We start from the raw sequence: 20,648 nt of genomic DNA on the forward strand, positions 1-20,648 counted from the left end.
AAGATGGTCATCGCAGACCAACACACTTGCCGATCTGGATGACGACAGTGGGCGATAGGGCGAGCAGGGCGCACAGGCCGATCTGCTCCATGGTAAAGGGGGCCACCTGGAAGAGGCCGCTCAGGAAGGGCACAAACAGCACCGCCGCCAGCAGCACGATTCCAGCGCAGAAGGCGGCCAAGCTGGCCTTGTTGCTCAAAAAGCCCAGGGCGAAGATGGACTGCTGCCCCCTGCAGTTGAAGCCGTGGAACAGCCGGGCCAGGGTGAGGGTGGCAAAGGCCAGCGTCATGGCCAGGGCGCTCCCCCCGCTGTTCAGGCCCATAAAGTAGGCGGCCATGGTGGCGGCGGCGATGAGAAGGCCGTACACGCCGATGCGGCCCATGAGAGACCGGCTCAGGATGGGCTCCTTGGGGTCCCGGGGCTTCTGGGAGAGCAGGTCGCCGGTGGCAGGCTCCACCCCGATGGCGATGGCGGGCAGGGAGTCGGTCAGCAGGTTGATAAACAGCAGGTGAACCGGCAGGAAGGGATTGGGCAGGCCCAGAATCGAGGTGACCAGTACGCTGAAAATGCCCGCCATATTCCCCGAGAGCAGGAAGGTGATGGCGTTTTTGATGTTGGTGTACACGCCCCGGCCGTTGACCACCGCTTTGACGATGGTGGCAAAGTTGTCGTCGGCCAGGATCATGGCGGCGGCGTCCTTGGACACCTCGGTGCCGGTGATACCCATAGCCACGCCGATGTCCGCGGACTTGAGGGCGGGAGCGTCGTTCACCCCGTCGCCGGTCATGGCCACAATCTTCCCCTTGCGCTTCCAGGCGTTGACGATGCGGATCTTGTGCTCCGGGGACACCCGGGCGTAGACGGACACATGCTCCAGCTTCCGGTCCAGCGCCTGGTCGTCCAGCTCGTCCAGCTCCCCGCCGGACAGGGCCTCGTCTCCCTCCTGGAGAATGCCGATCTGTTTGGCAATGGCAGAGGCGGTGACCTTGTGGTCGCCGGTGATCATCACGGTGCGGATGCCGCCCCGCTTGGCGTCGGCCACCGCCTGAACTGCCTCCGGACGGGGCGGGTCGATCATGGAGATCAGACCGATAAAGGTGTAGTCCCGCTCATCCACCAGGGTGACCTGCCGGGCTCCCGGCATCCCACGGAAAGCAAAGGCCAGCACCCGCAGCCCCTGGCTGGACAGAGCCTGGTTCACTGCCAGAATCTGCTCCCGCCGTTCCTGTGTCAGCTCTACAACCCCCTCGGAGGTGAGCAGGCTCACAGACCGGTCCAGCAGCACATCCAGCGCCCCCTTGGTGAGCATCACCGTCTCCCCCTCCTCCAGCACGTGGAGGGTGGACATGAGCTTCCGGTCGGAGTCAAAGGCCAGCTCGCACAGCCGGGGGTACTGCTCCCGGTAGGCCCGCTCCTCGATGCCCATGCGGTCGCCGATCATAATGAGGGCCACCTCGGTGGGGTCGCCCACGGCGGTCCCCTTCTCCTCGTCGGTAGTGGCGTCGCTGGCCAGGATGGCGGCACGGACCAGCCGCCGGTGAATGGGGTTCTCCAGCGTCAGCTCCTGGCAGGAAATGAGCTCCCCGTCTACAAAGGCGGTCTGGGGGGTCATTTTGTTCTGGGTGAGGGTGCCCGTCTTGTCCGAACAGATCACCGACACCGCCCCCAGGGTCTCCACCGCCTTGAGCTCCTTCATGATGGCGTTCTCCTTGGCCATCTTCTGGGTGCCCATGGCCTGGACGATGGTGACAATGGAGCTGAGGGCCTCGGGGATGGCGGCCACCGCCAGGGCCACGGCGAACATGAGGGAGTCCAGGATGGCCTGGGTGCCGAAGCTGCCCGCGTGGTACAGGGACAGGGCGAACACGCCCACGCAGATGATGAGGATAATCATGGCCAGCCGGCGGCTGAACTGGTCCAGGCTCTCCTGGAGGGGAGTCTTGCGCCGCTGGGTCTGGTTCATCAGGGCGGCCACCTTTCCCAGCTCGGTGTCCATGCCGGTGCCGGTGATCACCACCAGGGCCCGGCCATAGGTGACCAGAGAGCCGGAGAACACCAGGTTTTTCCGGTCCCCAAGGGCCACCTTGTCCCCCTCAATGACCGCCTCGGTCTTCTCCACACCCTCGCTCTCGCCGGTGAGGGAGCTCTCGTTCACTTTCAGGGAGTAGTTATGGAGAATGCGGCCGTCGGCCACCACCATGTCCCCCGCCTCCAGCTCCACAATGTCGCCGGGGACGATCTGGGCGGAGGGAATCACCAGCCGCTCCCCGTCCCGGAGCACCCGGGCGGTGGGGGCGGACATGGCCTTCAAGCTCTCCAGGGATTTTTCCGCCTTGCAGTGCTGGACGGTGCCCAGCACCGCATTGAGGATCAGCACCGCAAAGATGACGATGGTGCTCTCCACATTGCCGGACAGCATGGAGATCACAGCGGCGGCAATGAGAATCACCACCAGCAGGTCCTTGAACTGCTCCAAGAACACCTGCCACACCGGCTTCTTTTTCTCCTCCCGCAGCGCGTTGGGGCCGAATCGCTCCAGCCGCTCCTGGGCCTGCTGGGAAGTGAGGCCCTCCTCCCTGCTCTCCACGGCCGCTAAGACCTGTTCGGGGGTCTGACTGTAATACCGGGACTCCATGGACATGTCTCTCCTTCCCTCCGCCGGAACCATGCAGCTTCAGCGGATCTGGTTTGCATTTTAGAAGCGGTCGTCCGGGATCAGGGCGGGCTGCAAAGAAAAAAAGACTTCTGCGCAAACGTCTGCAATCAAACGCTTACGCAAAAGTCTTGTAACCGAAATTCTCGGCGTCCGCTGCCAGGCTTGCGTTTCAAGCCGGGATGTTGACAGCGGCCCTGCACTACTCCCTTTTGCTTCCGTGAAGCTAGTATACCAGTCAGGGTTTCTTCTGTCAAGTCGGAAATGAAGTTTTTTTGTTAAGAACCTGCAAATTTTGATTTTCAGCTTTTACAAGAGGTTTCCCACAAAATCCTTTTGCCTGCACGGCATGTATAAACTCAAGAGGCGAAACGCAGTTTCGCACAAAGTTCTTTTGGTTACTTTTCTTTCAAGAAAAGTAACGCTACCGCGTGGGCGGCGATGCCCTCCTCGGCGCCGGTAAAGCCCAGCTTCTCCTCGGTGGTGGCCTTCACGTTCACCTGCTCCGGCTCCACCTTCATCCGGGCGGCCAGGTTATCCCGCATGCTCTCGATATAGGGGGCCAGCTTGGGTTTCTGGGCCAGGATGGTGGCGTCCACGTTGCCCACCTGGTACCCCTTCTTCTCCAGCAGCTCCACCACATGGTCCAGCAGCTTCAGGCTGTCCGCCCCCGCATAGGCCGGGTCGGTGTCCGGGAAGTGCCGTCCGATGTCCCCCAGGGCCGCCGCCCCCAGCAGGGCGTCCATCACCGCGTGGGTGAGCACGTCCGCGTCCGAGTGGCCCAGCAGCCCCAGGGTGTGGGGCACCTCCACCCCGCCCAGAATCAGCTTCCGGCCCTCTACCAGCCGGTGTACGTCGTATCCGTGTCCAATGCGCATGGTCATCCCAGCTCTCCCCTCTCCCGCGCGTCCAAAATGGCCTCCCCCACGATCAGGTCAAAGGGGGTGGTCAGCTTCAAATTCTCCCGGCTTCCCCGGGTGAGGGACACCTTCATGCCCAGCCGCTCCACGGCGGCGCAGTCGTCGGTGAGCACCTCCCCGTCCTCCAGAGCTTTCTGCACCGCCGCGCGGATCAGGTCGGCCTGGAACACCTGGGGGGTCTGGACGGCAAACAGGGTGGAGCGGTCCACCGTCTCCACCGCCAGGCCGTTTTCCGAGCGCTTCACCGTGTCGGTGATGGGCACCGCCGGGGCAGCCGCCCCGGTCTGGGCCGCCCTGTGGAGGACCTCCTCCAGCACGTCGGGCGGCAGCAGGGGCCGGGCCCCGTCGTGGATGGCGATGAGCTCCGCGTCCTCCCGCACCTCGCTTAACCCGGCCTGGACCGAGTGGATGCGCTCCTTGCCCCCCTTGATGACCTTGCTCACCTTGGTGAGGGCAAAGTCCTGGCAGATGCTGCCCACCTCCACCATCAGGTCCTCCCGGGTGACCACGACGATCTCCGCGATGTCCGGGCACTGCTGAAACACCCGCAGGGTGTGAACCAGCACCGGCAGCTCCCCCAGGGTGGTGAGCACCTTGTCGATGCCCTCCATCCGCCGGGCGCTCCCGGCCGCCACCACCACGGCGGACCAGATATGTACCGATTTCTTCCGGCCCAGCCGGGAAAGAAGACCTGCCATCCTCTTGTTCCTCCTCCGCAAAAGAGGAGCCCTTCGGCTCCCCCTTGTCCAGTCTATGCGTTTTCCTGTTGTGTGATTACGCCAGGGCCTGGTTGATCCGCTCCTCTACGTCCTCATAGCTGCTGCTCTGGCACATGACAATTTCCGAAATCAAGATCTGCTTGGCGGAGTGGAGCATCTTCCGCTCTCCAGTGGACAGTCCCCGGTCCACGTCCCGGAGCATGAGCCCCTTCACCACCTGGGCCACCTGGAACAGGTCTCCGCTCTTGAGCCGCTCCATATTCTCCCGGTAGCGCCGGTTCCAGTTGTTGGTCATCTCCACATGGAGAGAGGCCATCTCATCCAGCACCCGGTCGGCCAGAGCCCTGTCCACAATGGGCCGCACGCCGATCTCCTCACAGTGTTCCACAGGGACCATTACCACCATCGCCCGCACCGGCAGCTTCAGGATGTAGTAATCCCGCGTCACGCCGTTGACCTTCTTCTGTACAATACTCTCCACGATGCCCGCTCCGTGCATGGGGTGGACAACCTTGTCCCCAATGTGAAACACTGCTTACACCTCCCATTCTGTTTTGATTCGCCGGAATCCGGCGCATGTTTCACATTCTGATACTTACCCAAGAATATTATAGCCAGTTTTCCGGAGTTTGACAAGTTCTCTGGGGAGTTCTCCAGAATTATTCCTTAATTTTAACATTTTTACGCTCTTACTCAAACACGCTTCCATGTGCAGTTTTGTAGGGCGGGGGCTTGCCCCCGCCGCGTCTCTCCTGCTCTGTATTTTCGCAAGGCTCGAAGGCGCGCAAAATCTGAGTAGCTCTCCGCAGTTCAATCCGGGCTACTTCGTCGTCGCGGATTTCGTATCCCTCGCTTCGCCCTATCGGACAAAGCTCGCTCACTTCATCGCTCCTCCTCTCCAACGCAAACCCGCTTCGCTGGGCTTTGCGTTGGGGGCCGCCTACGGCGGCCTGATTAGGTGGAAAATTACAGCTGGTGCGATTTCCGGTCCGTGCCTGGCTTTGCCGAACTAACGCTTCTGATGCGGATTTGTTTCTTGATGTAGGGGCGGCCCTTGCGGCCGCCCGAAAGCCTTCCCCCTAGGAGGGGGAAGGTGCCAAGCGCATGCGAGGCGGATGAGGGTGGGCTCTGGAACCGCAGAGAACCTCGACGGGCCGGCCAGTGTCCGGCCCCTACGAAAAGAAGGGACGGCTTTGGTGTTTGCCCGCAGGGGCGGCTATCAGCCGCCCGCCCTGGAGATTTCCGCCACCGTAGAGGCGGCCCCATGTGGCCGCCCGAAAGCCTTCCCCTTTAGGGGAAGGTGCCGAGCGAAGCGAGGCGGATGAGGTCTGCAGCGGCGGGTACACCGGGCCGCCCGGTTCCTATCATCAGCGGAAGCCCCAAGGGACTCCCCTGCCCATAAATGGACTGATGCTTGTGCTCTACTGCAAAGGAAGGCGTTTTCCAACAGAGGATTCTCTCTGCAAAAAAGAACGCGCCGTCCCAACGGACAGCGCGTTCTCATCTCTTATTTGAGCGGGAGATTACTCCTCGTCCTCGGCGGGCTCCTCGTCAGCGGGGCCCTCCTCCAGCAGAGCGCGGATGGACAGGGAGACCTTCTTGTTCTCCATATCCACGTCGGTGATCTTCACGTCCACCTTATCGCCCTCAGCCAGCACGTCGCCGGGCTTCTCGATGCGGTGGTCGGCGATCTGGGAGATGTGGATCAGGCCGTCCACGCCGGGCACCACCTCGGCAAAGGCGCCGAAGGGCATCAGCTTGACCACCCGCACGTTGGCGGTGTCGCCCACCTGATAGGTGGTGGTGAACACAGTCCAGGGGTCCTGGCTGCGGTCCTTCATGCCCAGGGAGATCTTCTTCTTCTCGGTGTCGAAGGAGATGACGTACACGTCCACGGTGTCGCCCACCTTCACCACCTCAGAGGGGTGCTTGATGCGGCTCCAGGACAGCTCGGAGATGTGGACCATGCCGTCCACGCCGCCGATGTCCACGAAAGCGCCGTAGGAAGTCAGAGACTTCACGGTGCCGGTGTAGTGCTTGCCCTCCTCGATCTCGGCCCAGACCTTCTCAGCGGCGGCGGCGCGCTCAGCGCGGATGACGCGGCTGATGGAGCCCACCACGCGGCGGCGGGCACGGTTGACCTCGGTGATGATGACGCGGACCTTCTCCTTGACCAGGGTGCTCATGGGAGTCTCCCGGGGCAGGCCGGTCTGAGAGGCGGGGACGAACACCCGGATGCCCTTCACGGACACCACGACGCCGCCCTTGTTGTCCTCGGTAACCACGCCCTCCAGGACGGTCTCGTTCTCCCGGGCGGCCTCAATCTCCTCCCAGTGCTTGTCCACGTCCAGACGGCGCTTGGACAGGGTGACCACGCCCTCCTGATCGTTGACCCGGACCACGATGGCCTCCACCTCGTCGCCCACCTTCACCAGATCCTCCACCTTGGCGGTGGGGTCGTCGGTGAGCTCGGAGACAGGAATGTAGCCGGAGTGCTTGGTACCCAGATCCACCTGGATCTCGGTAGGCGTGATGGCCACAACAGTACCAGTTACCTTATCCCCATTATTCAAAGTTTTGATCGATTGCTCCAGCATGTCAGCAAAGGACTCCTCGATCTCCATGATTTCATCGCTCATTTTGTCACAAACCTCCTTTATTATCCACGCGGGTGTGGAAGCACCCGCAGTGATGCCGACAACTTCTGCCTGGGCCAGCCGGCTCCAGTCCAGCTCCTCCGCCCGTTCGATCTGCTGCACGCTGGGACATACCTCCCGGCAGATCTCGGTCAAACGCTTGGTATTGGAGCTTTTCCGGTCGCCGATGACCACCATGTTGTCGCATACCGCGGCCAACTGATGGGCTTCCTCCTGGCGTTTTGATGTCGCTCCGCATATTGTATCAAAAAATTCCGGATTTGTACACTCTTTTTTTGCTTTTTTCACGCAGTCTTCCCAAATTTTTTGTGTGGAGGTGGTTTGGGAGACAAATGTGAGGGGCAGCTCCCGTCGTTTTGGGTCCCCTGAGAGCCATTTTGTCAGATCCTCCACCCCAGAAAGTACCACCGGACGGCGGCACCAGCCGGCGATGGCCACCACCTCCGGATGGTCCGGCGTGCCCACAATCACAGGCTGCCGGCCATGCTCCTCCGCCTGGGAGACAATCTGGTGGATGCGCTTCACGTTGGGACAGGTGGCGTCCAAAATGTTGGCGCCCCTGGCCTGGAGTGCCTCATAGACCGCCCGGCTCTCCCCGTGGGAGCGGATGACCACCTGACAGCCCTCCGGCACCTCCGACGGCGACTCTACCGTGCGCAGCCCCAGGGAGGCCAGCCGGTCCACCACGTTCTGGTTATGGATGATGTGGCCCAGCAGGACGCAGGGGGTCCCGGAGGAGGCGGCGGACTCGGCCAGCTCCACCGCCCGGCGGACCCCGTAGCAGAAACCGGCCGACTTGGCCAGATGCAGTTCTCTCATGCTGACTCCCCCAGGCGGTAGATCTGTTCCATCACGTCGTTCATGATCTTCTCTAGCTCCTCGGAGGTGGCCTTCCGTCCGGCGATCTTGGGGGTGATGGGCTTGCCGATGATGACCGGGCTGCGGCGGAACCAGTACTTCTTCCGGGAGACATACACCGGGATGATGGGCACCCCCGTCCGGGTGGCGAACAGGGCGGCTCCCCCCTTGGCGGACACGTCCTCCCCGTCGTGAACCCGGGTGCCCTCGGGGAATACCAGCATCTTGCCTCCGGCCTTCAGGCAGGTGAGGGCCTCCTTCACCGCCTTCACGTCGGCATGGCCACGATCCACGTAGATGACCCCGGCCTTGCCCAGCAGCCAGCCCACCAGGGGCACCCGGGAGAGCTCGATCTTGGCCATGGGTCGGATATGCCAGCGCAGTGTGGCGGCAAAGCAGACCATCAGGGGGTCGGCCAGAGCCGAGTGGTTGGCGCAGAACACCGCGCCTCCCTCCGGGATATTCTCCCGCCCAATGGAGCGGATGGGATGGACCAGACAGAAGAAGGGCCACACGATCCGGTACAGCAGGTTATAATAAAATCTCATTTTCACAGGGAAAGCCTCTCTCTCACTAGGGTCAGGAGGGCCTCCAAGCTGCCCTTCAAATCCAAATTGGTGGTGTCCAGCAGGGCCGCGTCCTCCGCCTGACGGAGGGGGGCCACCGGCCGGTTCTCATCCTGCTCATCCCGCTGGCGGATCTCACGCAGGATTTCGTCAAAATCCGCGTCCTGGCCCCGCTGAAGAAGCTCCGCGGTACGCCGCCGGGCCCGGGCCTCCGGGGCGGCGGTGAGGAAGATTTTTACTCCCGCCTGGGGCAGGACCACCGTCCCGATGTCCCGGCCGTCCATGACCACGTCGTGTTCCCGGGCCTGCTTCCGCTGGAACTCCAGCAAAAATTCCCGCACCGCCGGCAGGGCCGCCACTTGAGAGGCTAAGGCGGAGATCTCATTTTCCCGGATGGCCTCGGTCACGTCCCGGCCGGACAGGTACATCCGCTGTACCCCGTCCCCGCCGTAGTCCATGCGCAGGTCCAGGTCCTCCAGCAGCGGAGCCACCTGCTCCGGGACCGACGGGTCCGCCCCCGCCTCCCGGGCCCGGAGGGCCACTGTGCGGTAGATGGCTCCGGTGTCTACATACAAATACCCCAGCTCCCGGGCCAGAGCCCGGGCCAGGGTGCTCTTTCCGGCCCCGGCGGGGCCGTCGATGGCGATGCTTCTCTCTTGCATAACTGTATACGCTCCGTTTGAGTTGTTCATTCTTTTTCTTGTAAGAAAAAGAATCAAAAAGAACTTTTGGGCGAAACTGCGTTTCGCCGCCTGATCTTATAAGCTTTTTTGTGCGTAGGGCGCAACGACCCCGGCGCGCCGTTTTAAAAGGTTTCGCCCTGCGGGGCGAGTGACTTTCTGGGCGGCCAGAAAGTCACCAAAGAACCGCCAAGGAGCCGCTCAGGATGGGCGCTCATGCGCCCATATTCGCGGCCCCCTGGACCCCGATTTACGAGGGGCCTCTCCTGTCAAGTCCCATAAAATTTCCGGCGCTCAAAATCAGGAATACCTGCCTGCGCTTCAATCCGGGCCCACTGGGGCCCTAACGCGGTGGAAATGGAAACCGTCTGCGGTTCAAGAACTGCGCCTGCGCTTCCCCTGCCATCGGCCCTGGTACAAACTTTGCCGCAGGAACAGCACACCGGACCGCCCTCCGTCCCATTCGAGTGGAACAGAAGAGGCAGAAACGATCAAGCAAAACTAAGTTTTGCGCCCTAAAGTTCTTTTCGCTACTTTTCGTTCAAGAAAAGTAACGCGCCCTCGCCGGCGGCGCGGCCGGTGGCCCAGGCGATCTGGAGGTTAAAACCACCGGTGTAGGCGTCCACGTCGATGAGCTCCCCGGCCAGGAACAGCCCGGGCGCCTTCTTGGAGGCCATGGTCTTGGGATCGATCTCCCCCACCTTGATTCCTCCGGAGGTGACGATGGCCTCGGCGATGGGCCGGGGCCCCTTGACGGGGATGGTGAGCCCCTTCAGGGTCTCCAGCAGGCGGCGGCGCTCCCCTTTCGTCACGTCATGGGCCTTCCGCTCCGGCGGGATGCCGGACAGCTCCAGCACCACCGGGATCATCAGCCGGGGCACCAGCGCCCCCGCCACATTCTGCATGTCCTTGTTGGCGTTCTCGGACAGCTCCCGCACCAGGCGGGCGTCCAGCTTCTCCTCGTCCAGGGCGGGCTTCAGGTCGATGACCGCCCTGTAAGCGTCCTTTCCAAAGTCCCGCAGGTGGGCGCTGGCGCTGAGCACCAGCGGGCCGGACAGGCCGAAGTGGGTAAACAGCAGCTCCCCCTGCTCCTGGAACTGGACCTTATTCTTCCGGTTCTTCACCCTCAGCACCACGTTTTTCAGGGCGAGGCCCTGCATGCGCGGACACAGGTCCCCCTCTGCCTCCAGAGGCACCAGGGAGGGCTTGATATCCACCACCGTGTGGCCCAGCTCGGCCGCCATGGCGTAGCCGTCCCCGGTGGAGCCGGTGGCGGGATAGGAGGCGCCGCCGGTGGCAAGGATTACCGCCTTACAGTGGTGCTCTCCCTGCTCCCCAGCCACGCCGCACACCGCACCGTCCTCCACAAGGATGTGCCGGGCCCGGTCCTGTATGACCCGCACCCGGCTGCGGCGGAGGGCATGGAACAGGGCGTCGATGATGTCCGCCGCCCGGTCGGACTCCGGGAACACCCGGTTCCCCCGCTCCACCTTCAGGGGGACCCCCTCCTGCCGGAAAAAGTCCTCCACCCAGGCGGGGGGCGTGCGGGTCATGGCTCCGTAGAGAAAGCGGCTGTTCCGGGGGGTGCTGTCCAGCACCTCCTGGACAGAGCAGTGGTTGGTCACATTGCACCGGCCCTTGCCGGTGATATACAATTTCCGTCCCAGTTTCGGGTTGCGCTCCAGCAGCGCCACACTGGCCCCGCCCTGGGCGGCGGTGAGGGCCGCCATCATACCGGCGGCCCCTCCCCCAACGACAATGATATCGGTCATGGTCTGTTATTCCAGCGTCTTTTCGTATACGCCGTACTCCTCCCAGATCTTCTCCAGGGTCTCGAAGGTCTTGGACAGGTCCTCGTTCTTCTTTCGGCTCACCGCCACCAGCAGGGCGTTTACCAGGCTCAGCGGCGCCACCAGGGAGTCCACGAAAGAGGCCATGTCGCTGCGGGCCTTCAAGGTGTACTGGGCGATGGAGGCCAGAGGGGACACCTCGCTGTCGGTGATGGCGATGGTGGTGGCTCCCCGGTCCCGGGCAAAGCTCATGGCCTGGACCGCCCGGCTGGAGTACCGGGGGAAGCTGATGCCGATGACCACGTCCCCCTCCCCAACCCGGAGCAGGCTCTCCAGCACCTCGCTGACGGTGTTGGCGGAGATCATCACCACGTTATCAAAAATCAGATTGAAATAGAAGCCCAAAAAGGTGGCAATGGAGGCCGAGGACCGCAGGCCCACAATGTAGATGCGCCGGGCCGCCACAATGGCGTCGGCCGCCTTGTCAAAGCTCTCCCGGTCGATCTCCTCCAGAGTCAGCCGGATCTTGTCAATGTCCGACTGGAGGACCATATCCAGCACGTCCTGATCCCCCATTCGGTCGTTGGCCACCTCGATGCGCTGCACCGATGTGAGCCGGTTTCGGATCATTTTTTGCAGGGACCGCTGCATGCTGGGATAGCCGTCATATCCCAGCTCGGCGGCAAAACGAACCACGGTGGACTCGCTCACATTGACCCGCTTCCCCAGCTTGCTGGCCGTCATAAAGGCGGCCTTGTCATAGGATTCCAAGATATAGTTGGCGATCCGCTTTTGTCCCTTGGAAAAAGTATCCATATTTTCGTGGATCAGCGCCAAAATATCCCGATTCATCTGCAATCATCTCCTGACGGAGCTCCCGGAGCGGGAGCCATTCTTTCCTTCCTGCCCTATGATAACGGGTTCCAACAAAAAATGCAAGTCAATTTTGCAGGATTTTCACCATCTCTTGCAAAATCGCCTTGCATTTTCGTTAAATCTTTGGTTTTCCGCCCAGAAGAGCCAGCTCCTCCGCCGTCAGGGGCCGCCACTGGCCCGGCTTCAGGCTCCGGTCCAGCCAGAGTTCTCCCTCCCGGATGCGCTTGAGCCGCGTTACCTCCAGGCCGGCCAGGGCGCACATGCGCCGCACCTGCCGGTTTTTCCCCTGTCGGATGACCACCGACAGCTGGGTGACCTCCCCGGAGGTCCGCCCCCGCCGCACCCGGGCGGGGATCAGGGGCTCCCCATCCAGCTCCATGGGGCCGGCGAGGATGGGCAGGGCCCGGTCCACGTCCCCGGTGACCCACACCAGGTACTCCTTCTCCACCTGGTGCCGGGGGTGGAGCAGCTGGTTGGTCAGCGCCCCGTCGTCGGTCATCAGCAGAAGTCCCTCCGAGTCCAGGTCCAGCCGCCCCACCGGCCATACCCGCCGGCCGCAGCCGGACGCCAGGGCGGCCACCGTCTTTCTCCCCTTCTCGTCGGACAGTGTGGTCACACAGCCCCGGGGCTTGTAGAGCATGAGATATGTACGCTCCTCCCCCGGGCGGAGTGGGACGCCGTCCACCTCCACCCGGTCCCGGTCCAGATCCGCCCGGTCTCCCAGCTGGGCGGGAACTCCGTTCACCGTCACCCGCCCCGCCGTGATCCAGGCCTCCGCCGTCCGGCGGGAGGCCAGTCCGCAGGACGAGATCAGTTTTTGCAGCCGCTCCTCCATGGGACCGCCTCCTTCTCCTATCACACTCTGTTCCAAAATCAGTTCCATAACCAGCCCAGCAGGCGCTGAAGGGGATTCTGCGGCTCTGCCAGATCGCGGGGCACAGCCGCTGCGCACACCAGGGGGACCACCCCCACCTGGACGCCGTTGACATAGCCCCGCAGAACGCCCACCTGGGTCCCCGCCGCCGCCGGAGCGGTGAGGGACGTCTGGGTCAGCTCCAGCTCCGTCTCCAGCGTCTCCCCCTCCAGCAGGGGCCAGGACAGGTCCTCCGCCGCCTGGACCGGGACCAGGGGGAGCAGGCTGCCAGACACGGGCAGGCTCCCCACCGTCTCCCCTGTCTGAACCTCGGCCGCCAGAGTACAGGCGGAGAAGCCGTAGTCAAAGAGGGCGGCGTGGTCCGCCCAGTCGTCGGGGTCGTTGAGGGTGACGGCGATGAGGGTCATCCCGTCCCGCCGGGCCGCCGAAACCAGGGTCCGCCCGGCCTTCTCCGTAAAGCCGGTTTTCATCCCCACGCAGCCCTCGTACCGCCATAACAGCTTGTTGTGGTTGGTGAAGGTGCGCCCATCCAGGGTGATGGTCCTGGTGGACACCATCTGGGCCAGATACTCGTTATCCAGACAGGCCCGGGCCAGCAGGGCCATATCCCGGGCGGAGGAGTAATGCCCCTCGTCGTTGAGGCCGTTTGGGTTGGCAAAGTGGCTGTTGGTCATGCCAAGCTCTCGGGCCCTGGCGTTCATACCGGCCACGAAGTCCTCCACGCTCCCCCCGCAGAAACGGGCGATGGCCAGGGCCGCATCGTTGCCGGAGTGTAGGAGCAGCCCGTACAGTAAAGTTTCCAACTTTACATGTTCTCCCGGCTTCAGGTAGAGGGCGGAGCCCTCGGTGCGGGTGTCCTCCGCCTGGATGGTCACCACGTCGTCCAGGCTCTTCCCGGACTCCAGGGCCACCAGGGCGGTCATCAGCTTGGTGATGCTGGCAATGAGCCTTGGCTCATCCGCGTTGTGCTCATAGAGCACCCGGCCGCTGCCAGCCTCCATCAAAATGGCGGAGGAGGCCGAGGTCCCCACCGCCTGGGCCGCCGGGATCTGGGTCAAAACCAGAAGGAATGCAAGGAAAATCCCTTTCCAGCGCTTCAAATTCCCATCGCCTCCTGCATTTGGAGATATGGGATCAGCTTGCCCGGAAACAGGGGCTTTCTTGCTCGAAACAGACTGGAAAGTGTTTCCGCCTTACGACAGTTCATCCTCCTGGGCTTTCTTTTCCTGCTGCCTCTCAATGAACTCGGTCACCTTGTCCACCACCTCGGGAACCGCGTCCACGATCCGGTCCACCGTGGTGATGGGGCCCGGGGCCACCGGGAGCAGGCGCACGCTGTCCCCCCGGATGATGAGGAAGGCCACCGGCTCCAGACGGGCGCTGGCTCCGCTGCCGCCGCCGAAGTTTTTGGGCTGCTCCGGCTTCTGGCTCTTGGTGACAAAGTCGCTCCCCCCGCTGGCGATGCCGAAGGACAGGCGGGAGACCGGGATCAGGGTCACATCCCCCGTCTGGATGGGGGTGCCGATGATGGTGTTTGCGTCCACCATGGTGCGAATCTTCTCCATAGCGGTGCTCATCAGGTCGTTTAACGGGTGCTGCTGTTCCATTGTTTAAGCCGCCTTTCTCTGCCGCGCCTGCGCGGCCTTCTCTTGTTTTCGTACATCCAAAAAGATATTCAGACACCTGGGGCCGTACCGCAGGCCCAGCCACAGGAGCTGGCTGGCGGTGAGAGACAGGGAGGCCGTCCCATACAGGGCGGGCTCCCGCCGGTCAAAGTCCAGGTCCACATGGACCCGTCCGTCCTGAATGTGGAGAGCCTGTACCGCCGGCTGCCACACCGCCCCCAGCAGGGCGTTGATCTGTCCGTACCGCTCCGCCGCGGACGCCGGGTCAGGTCCCCCAGCCACAATCTCCAGCTGGAACACGTCCACTTGGAGCCGCCGCCGGAAGGCGTCGGCCCCCTCCAGGGCCACGGGGAGCAGCCGACTGACCAGCTGAAACACCCCGCCCGGGGACAGAATCGGCGGCTTGGGCTCCTCCGGTTTTGAGGGCCTCGGCGGCTGCTTCGCCTCCTTGGGCTTTTCCGGCTTTTTTCTCTTCTTCCAGGGATAGAGCCGCCACTGAAAGGCCCCCAGGCGGAACCAAACGCCCACCTCCTGCCGGGTGTACGTCCCCCGGAAGCCCAGGCGGGTGCGCCCCAGCAGGGCCAGCGCCGCCAGAACGGCCAGGAAAATTCCCCAGATCATGGGGTCCCTCCCTCCGCCGGTTCCGGAGGCGTCTCCCCCTCCGGCGTCTCGCCGGCCTCCTCGGCCTTTAGCTTGGCCACCGCCTCCTCCAGCTTCAGGGTCATCTGGTCCCCCTCCTGGGTGCCGCTGGGGAGCTCGGGCAGCTCCTCCAGACTGCTCAGGCCGAAGGAGCGCAGGAAGGTCTTGGTGGTCCGGTACAAAATGGGCCGGCCGGGCACCGCCAGGCGGCCGCTCTCCTCGATCAGGTCCCGCTCCAGCAGCAGGCCCACGGTGTAGGAGCTGTCCACCCCCCGCACCTGGTCCACATAGGCCCGGGTCACCGGCTGGTAGTAGGCGATGACAGCCAGCACCTCCAGGGCGGGCTGGGACAGCCGGGCGGGCTTCCGGCTCTCCAGGGTTTTCCGCACATAGTCGGCGTACTCCGGAGCGGAGCACATCTGATAGCTGGCGTCCAGCCGCAGCAGGCGGATTCCCCGGCGCTCATAGCTGTACTGGTCCATGAGCCGCTGGGCCACCGCGTCCAAGGTGGGCCGGTCCGCCTCCAGACTTAGACACAGCCGCTCCACGCCAACCGGCTCCCCGGCGGCAAAGAGCACGGCCTCCAGGGCCGCCTCCATCTCTTTGAGTTCCACGCAGCAAACCTCCTCCCGGTTATTCTGCCCCGTCCGAGGGAGCGGTAATCTCCTCTCTTCCGCTCTCCCCTGTGCTGGTGACGGTGCAGTCCTCCGCCGTCCCCGCCAGGCGCAGCCGCCTGGCCTTGCACAGCTCCAGCACTGCCAGGAAGGTAGCCACCACCTCTGAGCGGCTGCGGCTCCCCCGGAACAGGCTTTTGAATCGGGTCACCCCCAAATGGAGCAGCCGGTTTAAAATTTCCATGGCCTTCTCCGCCACGGGATAGGGCTCCCGGCCCACAATGCCCTGAAAGGCGGACACCGGCGGGGGCAGCTTGTGGTCCGACCGGGCCAGCACCGCCAGCATGGCTTTTTTCAGGTCCTCCTTGGGGTGGACGTAGCGGTACTCCTTGTTGGGCTGGAGGGGTTCCGGCTCCTTGGTGAGAAAGTCCCGGCCGTAGGTGTACCGCTGGTCCAACTGGGGGACCACCTCTTTGATCTTCAGGTAATTCTCGTTGCGCTGGTGGGCCTCCAGGGTGGCGATGAGCTGTTCCATCTCGCTCAGGGCCTCCTCGTCGTGGATGGACAGGAGCATCCGGGTCTTGATATACAGCAGCTGGGAGGCCATGGTGACAAACTCGCTGGCCACCTCCAGGTCCAGCTCCTTGCGCTGGTCCATCCAGGCCAGGTACTGGTCCAGAATCAGGGAGATCTGGATGTCCTTGATCTCCATTTTATTTTTGCTCAGCAGATGGAGAATCAGGTCCAGAGGACCTGTGAAGTCCTCCAGGTCCTCGGTCCTGGCCTTCACCACCCGCTCCAAATGATAGATAGGACTGTCCAAAGCTACGCCTCCCGGCCTTTGAAGTAAAGGCAGTTAAAAGAAGTAATAGGCAATCAGGGCGAAGGGAAACTGGGTGATCTCACACATCCCCCGGAGCACCCAGGCCATGGCCCGGTACAGGGGCCCACCGAAGAAGCCCATCCAGGCCAGCAGCACCACCGCCACAATGAGATAGCGCTCATAGCGGAGCACCCACCGGTAGGCCCGCTCCGGCAGGAACATTTCCACCACCCGGGAGCCGTCCAGCGGCGGGATGGGGATGAGATTAAAGAGGCCCAGCCCCACATTGAGCACCGAGAGCTGACACAAAAACAGCAGGAGATAGGCCACCGGCTGGCTCGTCGGCCCAAAGTGGAACAGCAGGGAGCCGATCCCCAGAGAGACCAGGGCCAGCACAAAGTTGGACAGAGGGCCGGCCAGGGCTGTAATAGCCATCCCCTTCCGCGGTTCCCGGAAATTCCGGGGGTCCACCGGCACCGGTTTGGCCCAGCCCACTCCCACAGCCAGCAGGAGGAACAGACCGATCCAGTCCACGTGTGACAGGGGGTTCAAAGTCAGCCGTCCGTTGAGCTTGGCGGTGGGGTCCCCCAGCTTGTAGGCCGCCAGTCCGTGGGAGAGCTCGTGGACGGTGAGGCAGATGAGGCATGCCACGCCGCTCATGACGAACAGCAGCATGCTCAGCCAATCCATATGGTGTAATAATCCGGTCAGTGCGCCCATAGCGAGGTACCTCTTTGAAATGGAAAAGCTAGATCAAAACAGAGCCGTCTCCGGCTGTGCCCCGAGATGACGCCGTGCGCATTGGGCCGCGCACCTCGGCTTCTCCGGGTCGATGCAGTAAAATTTATTATACCAAGTTCCACGGGAATTGACAAGTGCGGAGTGGGCCTGTCCCGGCGCGGGGAACCTTTGCAGTCTGAATAGGAGGAAAAAAGCCATTTCCCCTCTTTTCAAACGGCGGCTTTTCCGGTATAATAATAACCCTGCTACTGAGACACTTTACAGCGTTACCGCGTTAAATAGAGGAACTGGGAAAGGAATGTTATGGAAGAGCAACTGACTAAAAAATACGGTCTGCCCACCGCCATCGCCATGGTGATCGGCATCGTCATCGGAAGCGGCATTTTCTTCAAAGCGGAAAAAATTCTCACCGCCACCGGCGGCGACCTGAAAACCGGCATTCTGGCCTGGCTGCTAGGCGGGTGCATCGCCATTGCCAGCGCCTGCGCCTTCGCGGTGATGGCCACCCGCTATGAGAAAGTGGGCGGCGTGGTGGATTACGCCGAGGCCACCGTGGGTGAGAACTACGCCTATTATCTGGGCTGGTTCATGGCGGCGGTGTACTTCCCCTGCCTCACCAGCACCCTGTGCTGGGTGTCCGCCCGGTACACCTGCGTCCTGCTTGGCTATGACATTTTAAGCGGCCCCTGCCTGGCCATCACCATGCTCTATATGGCCCTGGTGTACTTTATGAACGCTACCGCCCCCAGGCTGGCGGGCAAGTTCCAGGTCTCTCTCACCGTCATCAAGCTGGTGCCCATTCTGCTCATGGCGGTCATCGGCACTGCAGCCGGGCTGCGCTCCGGCCTGATTGTGGAGAACTTCACTGCCGTCGCGGCGGCGGACGCGGTGGAAAGCCCCCTCTTTGCCGCGCTGGCGGCCACCTCTTTCGCCTATGAGGGCTGGGTCATCGCCACCACCATCAACGCGGAGATCAAAAACGCCAAGCGCAACCTGCCTCTGGCCCTGGTGTTCGGCGTAGGCGCCATCATGCTCATCTATCTGTTCTACTATGTGGGCATCGCCGGGGCGGTCCCCAACTCTGTCATGATGGAAAACGGGGAACAGGGCGCCCGCATCGCCTTCTCCACCATCTTCGGCCCGGTGGCCGGAACGGGGCTGTTTGTGTTTGTGGTCCTCTCCTGCCTGGGCACCTGTAATGGCCTGATGATGGCCTGTACCCGGGGTTTCTACTCCATCGCCGCCCGGGGCCGTGGGCCCAAGGCGGAGCTGCTCGCGCAGGTGGACCGGTACACCAACATGCCCAACAACGCCGCCTCGGCGGGACTGGTCATGTGCGCCTTCTGGTGCTGCTACTTCTACTTCGGCGCCCTCCTCAATGAGCTGGGCCCCTTCCGGTTCGACTCCTCGGAGCTGCCGGTCATCACCCTGTACGCCATGTATATCCCCATCTACCTGATGTTTATGAAGAAGGCCAGGAACGAGCGCCCCTTCCGCCGCTTCGTCCTCCCCGCCCTGGCGCTGATCGGGGCGGTATTCATGATCCTGGCCGCCGTCTTCTCCTACAAGATGGACTGCGTCTACTATCTGCTGGTGTACGCGGCGGCCATGGCTCTGGGGTGGCTGCTGGACCGAAAGAATCACAAACAATAGAACACGCCAAAAGTCCTCACTTCGCTTGCCGGAATCCTTGCACAACAAGGATTCTGGGGCATTTGATCCCATTCGAGGCGGGCGGCTTTCCCTCGAGCTCCCCCGCTCTAACTTGAGCGGCTCCATTTTAACAGAGGTTTTTTGACAATCTGAAAGGCCGCGGACTTTGAGTCCGCGGCCTTTTTCACAGCGTATCCTCATCCGCCCGGTCCAGGGCCTCGTCCACATCGAAGGGCGGGGCGTCGGCGTAGGAGGGCGCCGGATTTTCTTCCGGAGGCGGAGCCTCCGGCTCCGGGGGCTGGGAGACGATGCCCTGGCGGTACTGCATCTCCTGCCACTGCTCCTTGGTGATGAGGAGCTGCCGGGCCTTGGAGCCCTCGAAGGGGCCAACGACCCCCTTCTCCTCCATCTGGTCCACCAGACGGGCGGCCCGGGCATAGCCCAGCTTCAGCCGCCGCTGGAGCATGGACACGGAGGCCTGGCCGGTCTCCAGAACCACCTCGATGGCGGAGTTGATGAGTTCGTCGTACTCCTCCTCCCCGTCTACGGGGCTGGAGCCGCCCACCCCCTTGGAGGCCTTGTCCTTCTCGGCGGCGTGCTGCTCGATCTCCTGCATAACCTGGTCGTCGTACTGGGCCGAGCCGCTGTTCTGTTTCACGTAGTCCACCACGGCGGCCACCTCCTGGTCGGAGATGAGGCAGCCCTGCACCCGGGTGGGCTTTCCGGAGCCCAGGGGGAAGTAGAGCATGTCGCCCCGGCCCACCAGCTTCTCCGCGCCCTGGGTGTCCAGGATGATGCGGGACTCCATGGCGGAGGCCACGGCGAAGGCGATGCGGCTGGGGATGTTGGCCTTCATCAGGCCGGTGATCACGTCGGCGGAGGGCCGCTGGGTGGCGATGATCAGGTGCATGCCGCTGGCGCGGCCCATCTGGGCCACCCGGCAGATGGACTCCTCCACCTCCTTGGCGGCCACCAGCATCAGGTCGGCCAGCTCGTCGATGACCACCACCACCTGGGGCATGGTGTCCATCCCCTCGGTCTTGGCGGCCTTGGCGTTGTAGGAGGCCAGGTCCCGGACCCCCACCTCGGCGAACATCCGGTAGCGCTTCATCATCTCGGTCACCGCCCACTGGAGGGCGCCGGCCGCCTTCTTGGGGTCGGTGACCACCGGGATGAGCAGATGTGGGATGCCGTTGTAGATGCCCAGCTCCACCATCTTGGGGTCCACCATGATGAGGCGGACCTCCTCGGGGCTGGCCTTGTAGAGCAGAGAGATGATGAGGGAGTTGGTGCACACCGACTTACCCGAGCCGGTGGTGCCGGCGATGAGCAGGTGGGGCAGCTTGGCGATATTGCCCACGATGCACTTGCCCCCGATGTCCTTGCCCACGGCGAAGGACACCTTGCTGGGGCTGTCCTGGAACTCCTGGGAGCTGAGGACGGTGCGGATGTTCACCGGGGAGACCAGCTTGTTGGGCACCTCGATGCCCACCATGGAAATCTTTCCCGGGATGGGGGCGATGCGCACCCCCGAGGCCCCCAGGGACAGGGCGATGTCGTCGGACAGGTTGGTGAGCTTGTTCAGGCGCACCCCCTGGTCCAGCTCCAGCTCATACCGGGTGACCGAGGGCCCCCGGGTGACGTTGACGATGTTGGCGTCGATGCCGAAGGAGTGGATGGTGTCGGAGAGCCGCTGCTTGTTGGCGTTGAGCTCCACCAGTGCCTCCCCTCCCAGCTCCCCCTTCCCCTCCTGGAGCAGGTCCAGAGGCGGGTAGTGGTAGGGGGGCGGCTCCTGGGCCATTCCCGCCTGAATGTGCTCCGCCATCTCCTGGGCGGCCTGCTCCGCCTCCGCCTTCTCGCTCTTGGCGGTCTTGGGGACGGCGGGCTCCCGGACGACCTCCGGCATGGGGGGAGGCGGCGCCTCCACGGGGGCGGGCTCAGCCGAGGCATACACGGGGGT

General features: G+C 63.1%; 18 protein-coding genes. 1 reads left to right on the top strand and 17 read right to left on the bottom strand.

Annotated features, from left to right (window positions below; all coding sequences use genetic code 11):
- Positions 1-7: 7 nt before the first annotated feature.
- The 16 genes from B5F19_RS07955 to B5F19_RS08035 all read right to left on the bottom strand — a co-directional run bounded on the left by B5F19_RS07955 (position 8) and on the right by B5F19_RS08035 (position 17,014).
- Positions 8-2,635: a cation-translocating P-type ATPase gene (locus B5F19_RS07955; protein WP_087289569.1), complete on the bottom strand. Its 2,628-nt coding sequence runs from the start codon at positions 2,633-2,635 to the stop codon at positions 8-10.
- 416 nt (positions 2,636-3,051) lie between these two features.
- A complete protein-coding gene (gene ispF / locus B5F19_RS07960) occupies positions 3,052-3,531 on the bottom strand; it encodes a 2-C-methyl-D-erythritol 2,4-cyclodiphosphate synthase (protein WP_087289585.1) in 480 nt (159 codons plus the stop codon).
- Positions 3,532-3,533: 2 nt separating this feature from the next.
- Positions 3,534-4,271 carry a 2-C-methyl-D-erythritol 4-phosphate cytidylyltransferase gene (ispD, locus tag B5F19_RS07965; protein ID WP_087289570.1) on the bottom strand — a complete coding sequence of 246 codons (738 nt, stop codon included), beginning with the start codon at positions 4,269-4,271 and terminating at the stop codon, positions 3,534-3,536.
- Between the two features lie 76 nt (positions 4,272-4,347).
- Positions 4,348-4,824 (bottom strand): CarD family transcriptional regulator, encoded by a 477-nt coding sequence (locus B5F19_RS07970; protein ID WP_087289571.1) that lies wholly within the window; start codon positions 4,822-4,824, stop codon positions 4,348-4,350.
- A 991-nt stretch (positions 4,825-5,815) separates the two neighbouring features.
- On the bottom strand, positions 5,816-7,768 hold the full coding sequence (locus B5F19_RS07980; protein WP_087289573.1) for a bifunctional 4-hydroxy-3-methylbut-2-enyl diphosphate reductase/30S ribosomal protein S1: 1,953 nt from the start codon (positions 7,766-7,768) through the stop codon (positions 5,816-5,818).
- Complete coding sequence (locus B5F19_RS07985; RefSeq protein ID WP_087289586.1) at positions 7,765-8,355, bottom strand: lysophospholipid acyltransferase family protein; 591 nt, start codon at positions 8,353-8,355, stop codon at positions 7,765-7,767. The genes B5F19_RS07980 and B5F19_RS07985 overlap by 4 nt, the downstream gene beginning before the upstream one ends.
- Positions 8,356-8,357: 2 nt before the next feature.
- Complete coding sequence (gene cmk / locus B5F19_RS07990) at positions 8,358-9,035, bottom strand: (d)CMP kinase (protein WP_087289574.1); 678 nt, start codon at positions 9,033-9,035, stop codon at positions 8,358-8,360.
- Positions 9,036-9,583: 548 nt separating this feature from the next.
- On the bottom strand, positions 9,584-10,825 hold the full coding sequence (locus tag B5F19_RS07995) for an NAD(P)/FAD-dependent oxidoreductase (RefSeq protein ID WP_087289575.1): 1,242 nt from the start codon (positions 10,823-10,825) through the stop codon (positions 9,584-9,586).
- Between the two features lie 6 nt (positions 10,826-10,831).
- Positions 10,832-11,695, bottom strand: coding sequence for a MurR/RpiR family transcriptional regulator (locus tag B5F19_RS08000; RefSeq protein ID WP_087289576.1), 864 nt, complete (start codon positions 11,693-11,695; stop codon positions 10,832-10,834).
- Positions 11,696-11,834: 139 nt separating this feature from the next.
- On the bottom strand, positions 11,835-12,554 hold the full coding sequence (locus B5F19_RS08005) for a pseudouridine synthase (RefSeq protein ID WP_087289577.1): 720 nt from the start codon (positions 12,552-12,554) through the stop codon (positions 11,835-11,837).
- A gap of 38 nt (positions 12,555-12,592) precedes the next feature.
- Positions 12,593-13,693, bottom strand: coding sequence for a D-alanyl-D-alanine carboxypeptidase family protein (locus B5F19_RS08010; RefSeq protein ID WP_242972737.1), 1,101 nt, complete (start codon positions 13,691-13,693; stop codon positions 12,593-12,595).
- 93 nt (positions 13,694-13,786) lie between these two features.
- Complete coding sequence (gene ytfJ / locus B5F19_RS08015) at positions 13,787-14,200, bottom strand: GerW family sporulation protein (protein ID WP_087289578.1); 414 nt, start codon at positions 14,198-14,200, stop codon at positions 13,787-13,789.
- A 3-nt stretch (positions 14,201-14,203) separates the two neighbouring features.
- Entirely contained in the window at positions 14,204-14,839 is a 636-nt protein-coding gene (locus B5F19_RS08020) for a DUF2953 domain-containing protein (RefSeq protein WP_087289579.1), read from the bottom strand.
- On the bottom strand, positions 14,836-15,471 hold the full coding sequence (gene scpB / locus B5F19_RS08025) for an SMC-Scp complex subunit ScpB (RefSeq protein ID WP_087289580.1): 636 nt from the start codon (positions 15,469-15,471) through the stop codon (positions 14,836-14,838). The genes B5F19_RS08020 and scpB overlap by 4 nt, the downstream gene beginning before the upstream one ends.
- Before the next feature lie 19 nt (positions 15,472-15,490).
- Complete coding sequence (locus B5F19_RS08030) at positions 15,491-16,294, bottom strand: segregation/condensation protein A (protein WP_087289581.1); 804 nt, start codon at positions 16,292-16,294, stop codon at positions 15,491-15,493.
- A gap of 33 nt (positions 16,295-16,327) precedes the next feature.
- Positions 16,328-17,014 carry a site-2 protease family protein gene (locus B5F19_RS08035; protein ID WP_087289582.1) on the bottom strand — a complete coding sequence of 229 codons (687 nt, stop codon included), beginning with the start codon at positions 17,012-17,014 and terminating at the stop codon, positions 16,328-16,330.
- Between the two features lie 324 nt (positions 17,015-17,338).
- On the opposite strand from B5F19_RS08035, the gene B5F19_RS08040 reads away from it, so the two are divergent.
- On the top strand, positions 17,339-18,688 hold the full coding sequence (locus tag B5F19_RS08040; protein WP_087289583.1) for an APC family permease: 1,350 nt from the start codon (positions 17,339-17,341) through the stop codon (positions 18,686-18,688).
- 184 nt (positions 18,689-18,872) lie between these two features.
- Here B5F19_RS08040 and B5F19_RS08045 read toward each other — a convergent pair.
- Positions 18,873-20,648 (bottom strand): DNA translocase FtsK (locus tag B5F19_RS08045; RefSeq protein ID WP_140394186.1); only part of this gene is annotated, 1,776 nt, incomplete at its 5' end.

The organism is Pseudoflavonifractor sp. An184, assembly GCF_002160305.1.
GTDB lineage: Bacteria > Bacillota > Clostridia > Oscillospirales > Oscillospiraceae > Lawsonibacter > Lawsonibacter pullicola.

What these genes read in the sequence shown, in the direction of transcription:
- B5F19_RS07955 (WP_087289569.1), bottom strand. Translation starts at nt 2,635, where the DNA reads ATGGAGTCCCGGTATTACAGTCAGACCCCCGAACAGGTCTTAGCGGCC.
- ispF (WP_087289585.1), bottom strand. Translation starts at nt 3,531, where the DNA reads ATGCGCATTGGACACGGATACGACGTACACCGGCTGGTAGAGGGCCGG.
- B5F19_RS07985 (WP_087289586.1), bottom strand. Translation starts at nt 8,355, where the DNA reads ATGAGATTTTATTATAACCTGCTGTACCGGATCGTGTGGCCCTTCTTC.
- ispD (WP_087289570.1), bottom strand. Translation starts at nt 4,271, where the DNA reads ATGGCAGGTCTTCTTTCCCGGCTGGGCCGGAAGAAATCGGTACATATC.
- B5F19_RS08035 (WP_087289582.1), bottom strand. Translation starts at nt 17,014, where the DNA reads ATGGGCGCACTGACCGGATTATTACACCATATGGATTGGCTGAGCATG.
- B5F19_RS08005 (WP_087289577.1), bottom strand. Translation starts at nt 12,554, where the DNA reads ATGGAGGAGCGGCTGCAAAAACTGATCTCGTCCTGCGGACTGGCCTCC.
- ytfJ (WP_087289578.1), bottom strand. Translation starts at nt 14,200, where the DNA reads ATGGAACAGCAGCACCCGTTAAACGACCTGATGAGCACCGCTATGGAG.
- B5F19_RS08000 (WP_087289576.1), bottom strand. Translation starts at nt 11,695, where the DNA reads ATGAATCGGGATATTTTGGCGCTGATCCACGAAAATATGGATACTTTT.
- cmk (WP_087289574.1), bottom strand. Translation starts at nt 9,035, where the DNA reads ATGCAAGAGAGAAGCATCGCCATCGACGGCCCCGCCGGGGCCGGAAAG.
- B5F19_RS07980 (WP_087289573.1), bottom strand. Translation starts at nt 7,768, where the DNA reads ATGAGAGAACTGCATCTGGCCAAGTCGGCCGGTTTCTGCTACGGGGTC.
- B5F19_RS08020 (WP_087289579.1), bottom strand. Translation starts at nt 14,839, where the DNA reads ATGATCTGGGGAATTTTCCTGGCCGTTCTGGCGGCGCTGGCCCTGCTG.
- B5F19_RS07995 (WP_087289575.1), bottom strand. Translation starts at nt 10,825, where the DNA reads ATGACCGATATCATTGTCGTTGGGGGAGGGGCCGCCGGTATGATGGCG.
- B5F19_RS08040 (WP_087289583.1), top strand. Translation starts at nt 17,339, where the DNA reads ATGGAAGAGCAACTGACTAAAAAATACGGTCTGCCCACCGCCATCGCC.